The 12056-nt window shown below is 52.1% G+C and carries 12 protein-coding genes; 5 read left to right on the top strand and 7 right to left on the bottom strand.

Going from position 1 to position 12056, the window contains the following annotated elements; all coding sequences use genetic code 11:
• Positions 1–42: 42 nt before the first annotated feature.
• Together ACFVRY_RS15365 and metK are read left to right on the top strand one after the other, a co-directional pair.
• Positions 43–672: an O-methyltransferase gene (locus ACFVRY_RS15365; protein ID WP_387501088.1), complete on the top strand. Its 630-nt coding sequence runs from the start codon at positions 43–45 to the stop codon at positions 670–672.
• Between the two features lie 50 nt (positions 673–722).
• Positions 723–1934: a methionine adenosyltransferase gene (gene metK / locus ACFVRY_RS15370; protein ID WP_387501089.1), complete on the top strand. Its 1212-nt coding sequence runs from the start codon at positions 723–725 to the stop codon at positions 1932–1934.
• 133 nt (positions 1935–2067) lie between these two features.
• Here the strand turns inward: metK and ACFVRY_RS15375 are convergent, their stop codons facing one another.
• From ACFVRY_RS15375 to ACFVRY_RS15400, 6 genes are read right to left on the bottom strand one after another with little or no spacing between them, the layout of a single operon-like run.
• Positions 2068–3198 (bottom strand): YheC/YheD family endospore coat-associated protein, encoded by a 1131-nt coding sequence (locus ACFVRY_RS15375; RefSeq protein WP_387501090.1) that lies wholly within the window; start codon positions 3196–3198, stop codon positions 2068–2070.
• On the bottom strand, positions 3180–3698 hold the full coding sequence (locus tag ACFVRY_RS15380; protein WP_387501091.1) for a GNAT family N-acetyltransferase: 519 nt from the start codon (positions 3696–3698) through the stop codon (positions 3180–3182). Before ACFVRY_RS15380 ends, ACFVRY_RS15375 begins: the two co-directional genes overlap by 19 nt.
• A gap of 26 nt (positions 3699–3724) precedes the next feature.
• Entirely contained in the window at positions 3725–4837 is a 1113-nt protein-coding gene (locus ACFVRY_RS15385) for a YheC/YheD family endospore coat-associated protein (RefSeq protein WP_387501092.1), read from the bottom strand.
• On the bottom strand, positions 4834–6207 hold the full coding sequence (locus ACFVRY_RS15390) for a YheC/YheD family endospore coat-associated protein (protein ID WP_387501093.1): 1374 nt from the start codon (positions 6205–6207) through the stop codon (positions 4834–4836). The genes ACFVRY_RS15385 and ACFVRY_RS15390 overlap by 4 nt, the downstream gene beginning before the upstream one ends.
• Positions 6208–7380, bottom strand: a complete 1173-nt coding sequence (locus ACFVRY_RS15395) for a YheC/YheD family endospore coat-associated protein (protein WP_387501095.1) — start codon at positions 7378–7380, stop codon at positions 6208–6210.
• A gap of 10 nt (positions 7381–7390) precedes the next feature.
• Positions 7391–8758 (bottom strand): YheC/YheD family endospore coat-associated protein, encoded by a 1368-nt coding sequence (locus ACFVRY_RS15400; protein ID WP_387501096.1) that lies wholly within the window; start codon positions 8756–8758, stop codon positions 7391–7393.
• Between the two features lie 132 nt (positions 8759–8890).
• On the opposite strand from ACFVRY_RS15400, the gene ACFVRY_RS15405 reads away from it, so the two are divergent.
• Positions 8891–9235: a YlbF/YmcA family competence regulator gene (locus ACFVRY_RS15405; protein ID WP_387501097.1), complete on the top strand. Its 345-nt coding sequence runs from the start codon at positions 8891–8893 to the stop codon at positions 9233–9235.
• A gap of 120 nt (positions 9236–9355) precedes the next feature.
• Here the strand turns inward: ACFVRY_RS15405 and ACFVRY_RS15410 are convergent, their stop codons facing one another.
• A complete protein-coding gene (locus ACFVRY_RS15410; RefSeq protein ID WP_387501098.1) occupies positions 9356–9931 on the bottom strand; it encodes an LURP-one-related family protein in 576 nt (191 codons plus the stop codon).
• 217 nt (positions 9932–10148) lie between these two features.
• On the opposite strand from ACFVRY_RS15410, the gene ACFVRY_RS15415 reads away from it, so the two are divergent.
• Together ACFVRY_RS15415 and ACFVRY_RS15420 are read left to right on the top strand one after the other, a co-directional pair.
• The gene (locus ACFVRY_RS15415; RefSeq protein WP_387501099.1) at positions 10149–10427 is read left to right on the top strand and encodes a hypothetical protein; all 279 of its coding nucleotides are present in this window, start codon (positions 10149–10151) and stop codon (positions 10425–10427) included.
• A gap of 180 nt (positions 10428–10607) precedes the next feature.
• On the top strand, positions 10608–11942 hold the full coding sequence (locus tag ACFVRY_RS15420) for a DRTGG domain-containing protein (RefSeq protein ID WP_387501100.1): 1335 nt from the start codon (positions 10608–10610) through the stop codon (positions 11940–11942).
• Positions 11943–12056: the final 114 nt, after the last annotated feature.

Below are 12056 nucleotides of genomic sequence, written 5' to 3' on the forward strand. Positions count from 1 at the left end.
ATTCATATGTTATCAGGAAGAGGTGAGAGGATACGGATGTACATGGAGAAATTTATAGAGCCCATAATCTACAAGTATATTAACGAATATATTAGGCCGGATAATCCATACCTGAAAAAAGTTCAGTACCAAGGCAAGTTGTTACAGAATCACGATATGAGCGTTGGAACTGAAGTGGGGAAGCTTCTCGGCCTGCTCGTAACAATGAAAGGCGCCACAAGAGTATTGGAGATGGGTACATGTCTTGGTTATTCGAGTATTTGGCTCGGAACCTCCCTCAAGGAAACAGGTGGCAGGTTAATTTCAATAGAGTATGACAGACAGTTCTGCGAAATAACCAAAAAGAATGTGGCTGCCGCAGGGCTGGATGAAGTAGTGGAAGTAATTCATGGAGATACCAGTCAGGTTATTCAATCTTTTACTGAACCCTTTGACATCATATTTCAAGATTCCGATAAATCTTTATACCCTCGGATGATTGACGACTGCGTCAGGCTTTTGCCTCCCGGAGGTGTATTGATCACAGATGATACGCTATTCAAACCTATGGGGGTTTCGAAGGCTATGAGTGAACCTATAGAAAACTATAATCAATTGGTGAACTGTCATGATCAGTTGCGTTCTACAATCCTGCCGATTGGGTCTGGAATTACATTAAGCATTAAGATTTAAAGGCAAAGCGTTTCAGTGCTCGAAGAGAAATATCTAAGGAGAGTGATTTTATGCAGGTTAATAAAAATATTTTCACATCAGAATCGGTAACGGAAGGGCATCCGGACAAGATGTGTGATCAGATCTCTGATGCTATACTGGATGCTTTTCTTAAGAATGATCCGGGTGCGCGTGTAGCTTGCGAGGTCTCCGTCGCAACAGGGCTGGTGCTGGTAATTGGCGAGATATCTTCCCGGTCCAGCTATGTGGATATCCAGACCATAGTGCGCAGCACTATTCAAGAGATTGGCTATACGCGGGCCAAGTACGGGTTTGATGCCGAGACCTGTGCTGTGCTTGTCTCCCTGAATGAGCAATCGGCGGATATAGCCGTGGGTGTAGACAGTTCTTATGAAGCCCGTGAGGGCGAAGGCCAGGTTGATGAAGACGAAGCTATGGGGGCCGGTGACCAAGGGCTGATGTTCGGGTTTGCGGTTAATGAAACGCCGGAACTTATGCCCCTTCCTATTGCACTCTCGCACCGGTTAGCAAGAAGATTGGCTGAAGTTCGTAAAAATGGCTTGCTTGCTTATTTGCGACCTGACGGGAAAACACAAGTCTCCATAGAGTACAGCGGAGACAAGCCAAGTCGGGTGGACACGATTGTAATCTCTGCACAGCATCATGAAGAAATTACGCATGAGCAGCTCCAAAGAGATATCATGGAGCATGTCGTCCGGCCAGTTGTGCCTGAGGAGTTATTGGATATGGGAACGAAATTTCTCATCAATCCGACAGGCAGATTTGTGATTGGTGGTCCGCATGGGGATGCAGGTCTGACCGGAAGGAAGATTATAGTAGATACGTACGGAGGATATGCCCGCCATGGCGGTGGTGCCTTCTCTGGGAAGGATCCTACGAAGGTGGATCGCTCAGGTGCTTATGCCGCCAGATATGTGGCTAAAAATATTGTCGCAGCGGGTATTGCGGAGAAATGCGAAGTGCAGATCGCTTATGCCATAGGGGTCGCCCGTCCGGTATCTTTGGCCATAAATACCTATGGCACGGGCAAAGTTAGTGATACACAGATTATTGAATTGATCCGTACAAACTTTGACCTGCGCCCGGCTGGAATCATGAAGGAACTGGACCTGCGTCGGCCAATCTATAAGCAAACTTCAGCCTATGGGCATTTTGGCCGTACCGATGTTGATCTACCTTGGGAAAGAACAGATAAGGTGGAAGTGCTCAGACAGGCCCTGTTGGAGCAATCTTTACTCTAGGATGGTTTCTGGAGGTCATTTGGATTGCCGATTGGTTTCACGTAAGTAGCTCTGGAACGTACCAAATCCTGAAATAATAGAACAACGGCCCCTGCTGTGTGAGGGAGCCGTTGTTTGCTGTTCTGTACCAACTTTATTCCTCAGTCGTCATCGCTGAACTCGGTGTGTTCTTGTTCTTATATACCCACATTGCATATTCCAGCGGCCGTACCAACGATTTGCGATAGGTTTCCGTGTCGCCGGACCGGAGAAAGACCTCGCGGGCAGGCTTGGGGTTGACCTCCAGGATATAGATGTTCCCTTCACGATCAATGGCAAGATCTAAGGCAAGCTCGCAGAGGGAGCTGAAGCAGTCTTCCAGATAGGCAGCAGCTTCGATACCCAGCTTCTCGGCCGTCTTCATCACCCTCGTGGTTTTCTCTTGACTGCCGAGCCAGCTTCTGAGCAGCTTCTCAGCCCGAACAGCATGGCCGCCGCCATGCAGGTTGGAGGTTACGCTGTGCGCCGCGCCAACGCGTCCGGCCATCCCTGTCAGTTCCCATACACCATGCCCGTTCTTCTGAACCAGCATTCGATAATCATGGTAGCGTCCGCTTGGCAGGCGCAGAGGAATGCCCTGCTGTACGAGAAAGGTGGTTCCAATACACCACTGGCGAACTACACTGTCAAGCTGAGAGGACGAGACCTTGCGGGGAGCGATAATGCGGCGGTTCTGCCGGCGGCCCTGAATATCGAAGATGCCCTGTGCACTACCCTTTTTATCAATACGAAGAATGCCGCGTCCGCCAGTACCGTTAATCGGCTTGACGTAGACAACGGAATGGTTCCTCAGCATCTTTTTGAGATCAGTGGAAGACTGATAGAGCAGCGTATTCGGGAGATGCTGCTTGAACCGCTGCTTTTGTGAGAAGGTTTGGTGAATGGTCCATTTGTTGCGCAGTGGCCGGTTCAGAAAGGTCAGATGATTGTAGCGGGCACGGAAGCGGAGGAGTTGCTGGAAGCGGGCACTTTTCTGGATACGGCAGCGATCAAAGATCATAGTCGGCACAGCTCGCCACTTACGGGACCATTTCCCGGTTTTGGAATCATAGACCATCGCGTAGACTTGATCTTTCGAGGCGTGTACATCCATAGGCGTAAAGACAAACACATCCAGTCCGAGTTTGCCGCCTTCGATAATCATCCTCCGATACACACTTCTCTCTTCGAGTTGCTTAGCATCGTTCAGATATAGCGTAAGAATGCCTAAGACGGGTTGCGACACAGTAGTTCACCTTCTTGTAGTGAGATGGTAGTACTTCTCGTGTGTTCTGGCGAACGCAGCTCAAGCGTAGGGTTGCCGGTTGGCCCGGTGGTGAGAGCCACTGCTGCTAATCCGGCACGAAAGCACATCTTCAGGCTGGCGGTATTGTCACTGGCGACACTGCATTCCAGTCTGCCAAGGCGTTGCAGCTGTTCCGTCAGAAGCGAAGAGCCAGTATGCTTTCCCCGGTAGAGTGGATGGACAGCGACAAGGCATGCTTCCTTGCCGAAGCCAGACACGAAGCTCAGGCCTGCTAGCTGGCGGCCATATTGGCCGCGCACAGTAGCGATCAGCAGCGAGATGCCGGGAAGGGCAAGCTGTTCGGGTGTCAATGCGGCCAGCGCTCGATAACCTTGCAGTGTGATCCTCCGATCACCATGCTGCCGGATAAAATGCAGCAGGCCGTCGAGCCGAGCGTTCCACCCTGCAGGGGTCGTGTCGTAGATGGAAGAAATTTGCATGTCATTGTCACTTCCTTCAGGCAAGTTTATTCGGGGAGCTGAGCTAAATGCTGGCTGTACTGGAATATTCGTTCCAGGGATAGCTTGCGAATCGCGGGTTCATCGAATTTCATCGGTCGTGAATTGGCCTCGAAGAACCAGAGGCATCCGCTACGGTCGACGCCGAAATCCATGGACATTTCCCCGAGTTTATATTCCGAGGCTCGCTCAATCTGGCGGGCTATTAACAGGGCTGTCGTCGGCACGCTCTTGAGAATGGCCGCAGCCCGTTCGGTACTGAAGGTTCCCTCCAGCATGCTGGAGGGTTCCTCGATGGTGCCGCCGCGCGGAACGTGGGTAGTGATGCTGCGGGCACCAGCCAGCCGGGCGCCGATACCTGTTACGCCCCAGTTGCCCCGGCTGTTCTTTTGCAGCAGCACCCGCAGATCGAAGGGACGCCCGCGGTGAGTGGCCAGATCAATGGCCTGCTGAACGATATAGCGCGACGTTCCCTTCTCCTTGCTGATACGACCCCAAAGGCGTTCCATGGAAGCAGTTTTGTAGGTAACATTTTTTTTGCCAGTCTGAATTTGCAGCCGGTAGGGCAGTGTCGTATCTTCAAGATATTTCAGTCGCATGATGCCTTTACCAGCCTTGCCGCTCTCGGGCTTCAGGTATAGACTGTCGTGATTCTTCAGCATGGCAGTCAAGGTGTTAGAGGTGCGGAGTTGGCGGGTCTTGGGCACATGCTTGGAGGTGAAGCGGGAACTATGCAGCCATTCGAACAGATTCCATTTGTTGAAAAAATACGGATTGTACAAATGGATGTCGGGATGCTCCAGACACTGGGCAATTTTGCGGGCCACTGGCCTCAGCTCTTCCTTCTCTCTGTTCGCCACCCGATTATAGATGACCTGTGGCAGTGGTACAGGGACACTGTACCACTGCTTGCCGCTAGGTGAAGGAATATAGCCGTTGATGAACCGTTCCTCCAACTTGAGATCACGGACCGTAACAACGTAGACGAGGTAGCCCAGTTCTTTGCCGGTACGGATAATATCACGGAAATTACTGCGGTTGCCGCAGAATTTCAGTCGCTTGTCACTGGTGGTCAGGATGGCGATAACGGGCTTGCTCTCATCGGGAATGCGTGTGTTCAAGGCTCATCCCTCCTGCGGAATTTGCTGAGATACAGGCAATGCTCCAAAATATGCTCGATGGAAGCTCTGCCCTCAGCGCGCAGGGAAGGGTGGCGGAAGATGGAGCGTCCGGGCTTGGCATTCGCCTCGAACATCCAGATTTCTTCATCCTGGTCGATTCCGAGATCGAAGCCGATCTCGCCGAGCAGATGCCGATGCTGGATTTCCAACGACTCTGCCAGCCTGATGGCAGTACTTTTGGCACGCTGAAGCACCTCATCAGCCTTGCTTCCGAATACACGGCCAAGCGCCTGCTGTGGCGTGAGCAGTGCACCACCATTCTTAAGGTGGGTAGTGACGCTGCCGCGTCCAGCCTTCTTGGCACCGATACCGACGACAACCCACTGGTTATTGCCGTTCTTGTGCATATGAAAACGGAAGTCGATAGGGCAACCGTCAATTTCAATAAGCCGGATACCCTGCTGCACGACATAGTTCTGAAGCTGTTGGCCGTGGCGGCCCCGCAGCATACGCATCAGGCTCTCGAAGCTTGAAAAGCGCAGCAACACGTTCTTGCCGTTCCTGCGGTAACGGGCAAAGTAGCCCTTTTTCGGTAAATAAGTAAGCCGGTAGATGCCATGGCCCAGGCTGCCCGCTGACGGTTTGTAATAGACGAAATGATGACGGTCCAGCATATCGCGCATTTTCTCTGCGCTGGGATTGGTATGGGTCTCCGGCACGTAGCGGTTTGCCGCAGAATCGTTCTCCAGCAGCTTATAAATATCGGATTTATTGAAGAAGCTCCAGTTGAAGTAAGGGATCTTCTTACGTATGAACCGTTCGCGCAGTTGGTTGATGTAGGGTGAGGTTTCTGCCCTTCTGCTAGGAAGGCGGTTATAGACGACATCAGGCAGGGGCACCATTTTGCGCTCGAATTTGCCGCTTGAGGTCAGGAAATAACCGTAAACCTGTTCCTGTTGCCAATTGATATCACGTGGGGTAAAGGCAAAAATATAGCATTTATTACTTCCTTCACGCAACAGTTGCTTGATGAATCCAGTGCGGGAACCGAAGGGCTGGGAAGAGGAAGTTGGTCCGTCGGATAATACTCCGACCAGTGGTCCGAGTTGCACCTCATCATTCTGCAAATTACGCAGATAAATACCGCCTGTCTTCGGAACCTTGATGGCGCTCTTCACGCCAGAAGCGAGGAACATATGCTTGCCGGCTCGCTTGATGGGTTTGATGATCGCCGGAATCGTATCCTTGCCCAGTCGCAGGCGGATGTTCTTTTTGCCGGATAGCTTCAGGCTTTTCATCAGCGAGCCCGATACATATACGACCCTTTGGGGCTGTTTGGTGAAATGGACGTTGCAAAAAGTGAGACCCATTTATGAATCCTCCTTAGGAATCATTGATTTATTCCCGTGTGCACGAAGCCGCAGTGGTGCCCATGTCGGCTGCCCTCGCTTTGCAAGCAGCAGATGGCGGGCATACCGCAGCGGATTTTCGGTAGACAGCTTGATGGCTCGGCGGTCGCCTGTCAGGCGGAACACGGACCGTCCGGGCTTGGAATTGGCTTCGAGCAGCCAGATCCGACCGTCTTCGTCAATTCCGAAGTCGAGGCCGAGCTCGCCGAGCCTGCCGCAGGCATTTTCCAGCACAGGCGGCAGGAAGGTAGCATAACCGGTCAACTCTTCTACAATATCTTTGCCTGCTGAACCGTATTCTGTGGTCAGGAAGGGCAAGGGAGCAACGGCAGTTCCGCCGCCGTGCAGGTTCGAGGTGAGTGTCCCTTTGCTGCCGAGGCGGACGGCCATGCCAGTGAGTCCCCATACGCCGCTACCGTCTTTTTGCATAAGAACACGAACGTCGAACGGCTGACCTGTGCTGCCAGTGAGATGCAGGTAAGGCTGTATAATATAGCGGCGAGAATTGATGAAGTCGTGTATCCAGTCGAGACCTTCCTGCTCGCTGGCGAAAACAAGGTGAATTGGTGTATTCGCACTGTCCCGGCCACTCACGCGAAGCCCCCCTGCGCCTCCGCGAATCAACCTGGCATGTAATGTGCGCTTGCCATGCGAACCAGCCCTGGGCTTCAGGAATACGCCGTATTCTCTCTCTGCGAGCATGTTGCCGAGTCTGTCACGGCCATTATAGAGCCGGGTCTCTGGCAGCAGCAGGGCTACGCTGCGGATAGACTTCAGAATCTTGTATACGCTCCATTTGTCAGGCAGTCCCCGGGACCAGGGCAATGAGCGGGGAAGGGCGGCCAGCGCTGCCGAAGCTTCCTGCCGTTCCTCCCGGCTGCTGTAAAAGCAGCGATTATAGACGATATCTGGCGGTGCGGTCGTAACGCTCTGCCAGCTGCCGTTTTGCCAGGCATACCCGGTGACACTTGATCCGTCTGCTGCTACTCCTTCAGGCTGGAAGACGAGGACATCCAGATTGAACAATGGGGCGGCCTGGCACAACTGACTACAAAAGGCGGGCTCTGCGATGGGAGGGCTGCCGCTATGGCGGCCTGTCATGATGCCAAGAAACCCTAGTGCCGATGTCTCCATGAGGTCCTCCTTATAAACCGGCCAGGTAACGGCAGTACAGAACCATTTGCTTGACGGACGGTCTTATTTTTTGATCGTTAAGCGGTGTGTTATCGTTCTTGGATGGCTTGGAGTTCACTTCGAGCAGCCAGATCCGGCCGGATTGGTCAAGAGCCAGGTCGATTCCAAGTTCACCGAAGTGGGCCGGGATGTAGCTCTCTATCCCACGGGCTATGGCAAGGGCGGCTCGGGGGAGTCCGAGCTGCACGCTATCCTTCACACCGGAAGGAAGGCTGCTTTTGTTCACCGCTTCCCGGACGGTGCTGAGGGTACCGCCCCGCGCCAGATTCGACACGAAGTGATTGTTGCCAGCCGTACGGGCGACGATGGAAGTAACCCCCCATTTGCCAGTGCCATTCTTCTGCACCAGTGCCCGGAAATCGACGGGCCTGCGACCTAGTTCCAGCAAGGGCAGACCTTGTTGGATCTGGTAGCGGGTGCTTTTCATTTTGGGAGAAATGGCCTGAAAGAGCTTCGCGAGTGTGGGATATGACTGTCTACGGGAACCCATGGGTGTGGTAGACTGCAGCAGGTACCCGCCCCCGTCCTCTCTGGAAATGCGGAGGATACCCTTGCCTAAACTCCCGCGTACAGGCTTCAGGAAGACGCTCTGGTAATGGCTGCACATCCGCTTCAGAACGGCAGAGCCGCTCAACATATGGGATTCAGGCAAGTACCGCTGCAAGGAGGTATCCTGTTTCAACGCTTCGAATACCTCTGTTTTGTCAAGGAATTTTTCGTTGAAGAAATGCGTGCCGTAGCGTGATTTTACATCGGCCAGGAAATGCTGTACGCTAGGTTTGTTCTCTACTTTGCGTGTGGTGAGTCGGTTGTTGATGACATCGGCAATGGGCAGACTTCGCTTGCGCCAGCCCTCTTCGTATACCCAGCCCTGAATGGAAGAACTGGTGGTCTCCAGCGCTTCAGGGGTAATGAAATATACATAGGCTCCCTGTGCATGGCAGGCATTGGTCAATTCCCGGCAGAACATCGTGATGGCTCCGAACAGCCGCTCGGGCTGATCGGGATAGTGGCGGCTGACAAGAACGCCGATCAATGGTCCAAGCCGGAGGGTGCGGCTGCCCATACTGTAGGAGACGTTAAGGGTATGCCGGAATTTAAATCCGGCCCGCCGCGCCAGCCCCTCACTTATGCGCAAACTGTCGGACTTGGGGACCGGAATGACGGTTACGTCTTGCCGGAATGAGCCGAAGGCGAGCTGAAGCGTACCGTGTGCCGGAATTTTCAGTCTTTTCATGGATCGGTCTCCAAGCATGACGGCATTTTCCTGCAGGATGCTCGATTGGACCGTTTGGACAGGGATCTTGAGCTTAGACATCTTGGATCTCCTTCCGGTAGCATGATGCCGGCGAATTGATAGCTAAGGGTTGCATATCATTCATCATATGGAGACATCTGACCCTTGGTGATTGACCTATTTTTTAAATAACAATCTGGGAGGAATGAAGTAATGAACGTTTATGACAAAGCACATGAATTGGCACGAGCCATCAAAGATAGCAGCGAGGTGACAGATATTTCTGCAGCGATGAAGCTGGTTGATGCCGACCCTGAAGGTAAAGCAATGCTGGAGAGCTTCCGCCAGAACCAGGCAGAAATGCAGCAGCGTATGATGAGCGGGGAGATGCCGGCACAAGAAGAAATGGAGAAGATGGAGAAGTTGTTTGAGGTGTTGAACCTGAACCTTGGCATCCGTCGCCTGTTTGATGCAGAGCGTCGCCTGAGCGTAGTAATCGAGGACGTGAACAAGATTATTACCGAGAGCTTGCAGGAGCTTTACGGAGAACTGGGTTAACATTTAGGCATCCAACGTGCCATATGTAAAAAAGGGTATCCCTTGGCGAAAGCCAAGGGATACCCTTTTTTAGTGAGCACATAGATAACATGACAATAAGCAGCAAGGAAAGTTGCGAGTTTATTCCTGCTTGTTCTCAATGGCACAGAGTAGAATGCCCGCAGCTATGCCGAGCCTTCGGTCGATCATGGTTTTTCTATCTTCCGCGAAATCTGCAGTCACTTTGGACACGAACGGATTTAAGTTCCGGCGGAACACTGGGATGGATATCCCGTCTATCACGACATTGTAATTTTGGGGAATGATAGGAAAGATTCGAGACAGCAGCGCCATAGCGAAGCTTTCTTCCCTGATTTTTCCGATCTCTAAGTCATGGCTGTCCAGGAGTGTCCATTCGTCCTTTACAATCGATTTGAATCCATTGCGCCGTAATGAACCGAGATGTTCCCCGGTTTCCGTGTCATACACATCATAGGTGGCCCCAAAGTCGATGATGCTGCGGGCTTTGATTCGCAGAAGTTCTTTGTACATACTTTCATCCGTATAGATGGAGATGTCTTCCTTCAGTTTGAACGCTTTAAGATGGGAGTACAGGACCAGCTCTCCGGCACTGTCATAGATATGGAGTTTGGCCCCCAGGACGGAAAATACTTTTTTGCGAATAACGTACTCGGTATGGGTAAACGCTCTGTTCATGGCAATCCACGCCTCTCTAATTGGATGAAGTGCTGCTGTCTATCGTTATGTACTTATAGAGCTACACCTGCTTTTGTTACAGATTATACCAGTCCTGAAAGTCAAAGATAAGTTTTTTGTAGACTTGTCTCATATTTCCGGCTCCGTGTTCATAGAGTAGAGATATAGATTTCACACGGCCACTGTGAATAAACTTTTGAACAAGGAGTTGTCTTTCATGAAAAAGAGAAATAAGTTCAAGCACAGTCTTTACCTGATCCTGGCGCTTGCTATGCTGCTGTATGCTATTCCGAAGCTGTCGCTGGCGGGTGGGCCAAGCTGGGTGTTCGGATTTGGGGTTGTTTGGTCGGTCTTTGCTTTTCTGGTCATTGCTGCCCATCTGCACTTTATTATTGGGGTGGATGAGGAGAAGCAGAAGCGGCTGGAGGCTGTGCGCAAGGAGAAGATTGCAGCCTGGGGCCGGTGGTATGAGGAGAAGAGAGTCGTGCAAAAATGATAGATTGCCGCAGGACAACCCCCTGAATTCACCATAATGGTGAGCGCAGGGGGTTCTTGAGGTTACATAGAGTATCCCGGATTTCTCTCTGACTGAGCCCTGAAACCCTGTTGAACTGGGGCTTTCTCCCCGTGTATAATAGAACAGTATAGTACAGATCGGGTGATGGGGGTGTAACAGTTGGAAGGTCAAGGCGATGCAATTACCAAACATGAACAGCTGCTGCAGCACATTGAAAGTCTAAAGGTCGGCACCAAAATATCGGTCCGCAAATTGGCGAGAGAATTGGCTGTTAGCGAGGGGACGGCATACCGGGCAGTCAAGGAAGCCGAGAACCTCGGCATTGTAATTACCAAGGAGCGGATCGGCACCGTTCGGGTAGAGAAGAAGCCGCGTAATATTTCCGAACAGCTGACCTTCGGGGATGTAGTGGATATTGTCGAGGGCCATGTGCTTGGCGGCGCGGGCGGCTTGAACAAGCATTTGCACAAGTATGTAATCGGGGCGATGAAGGTTGACGCGATGATTCGTTATATTGATGCTGACAGTTTGTTGATTGTCGGGAACCGTGATGACGTCCACTCCATGGCGCTGGAACAGGGTGCCGGGGTGCTGGTCACAGGGGGCTTTGGAACAAGCCGGGAGGTTAAAGCGCTGGCTGACCAGTTGGATCTACCGGTGATTTCGTCCAGACATGATACCTTTACTGTTGCTTCGATGATTAACCGGGCAATCTTCGACAGGCTGATTAAGAAGAAAATTATGCTTGTGGAGGATATTCTGGATAGCAGGCCCAGGCTGCATACGCTGAAAATATCCAGTACAGCCGGTGAATTGCTTCAGCTGTCCCAGGACAGCGGGGAGCAGCGGTTCCCGGTAACTGATGAATGGAACCGCGTTATTGGTATCATCGGCCGCCGCGATGTGGAGACTCTGACAGCAGGGCAAAATATTGAGAAGGCGATGATTCGCAACCCCGTCACTGCTGGGCTGCAGACCTCCCTGGCCTCGGCGGCACAGATCATGATGTGGGAAGGGATCGACTTCCTGCCGATTGTGGATCGTAACCGCAAGCTAGTCGGCTCACTGACCCGCAGGGAAGTATTGCAGAGCCTACGGGATGTTCGTAACCAGCCCCAGCTTGGCGAGACCTTTGACCATCTCATCTGGAACGGCTTTGCGGAAGAGCGGGACGAGGAAGGGCATTTGTTCTTTCACGGCTTTATCACCCCGCAGATGGCGACGGATCTTGGGACCATATCGGAGGGGGTATTGTCTACGCTGATGACCCTCTCGGCGTTCAAAGCGGCCAAGGACATTACCGGCAATGACTATGTGCTGGACAATATGTCCACCTACTTCATCCGGCCCGTACAAATTGAGCATTCTGTAATTGTTATGCCGAAGCTGCTGGAGAGCAGCCGCCGGACCTGCAAGATCGAGATTGAGATTAGCCACCAGGACACGCTGGTAGCCAAGGCTGTGCTGATGCTGCAATCCATCGACCACGGATAAGGCGACTGGCTCATACATCCCGTATGCCAAGGGGAGCTTTATCCTATTTATTCAAAAAGTGGATGCGGTAGAGCAGGCTCCAGCTCAAACGCATGCCTGAAACTCAGGAATTGT

It is taken from the genome of Paenibacillus sp. NPDC057934, assembly GCF_042887565.1.
Classification (GTDB): domain Bacteria; phylum Bacillota; class Bacilli; order Paenibacillales; family Paenibacillaceae; genus Paenibacillus_AQ.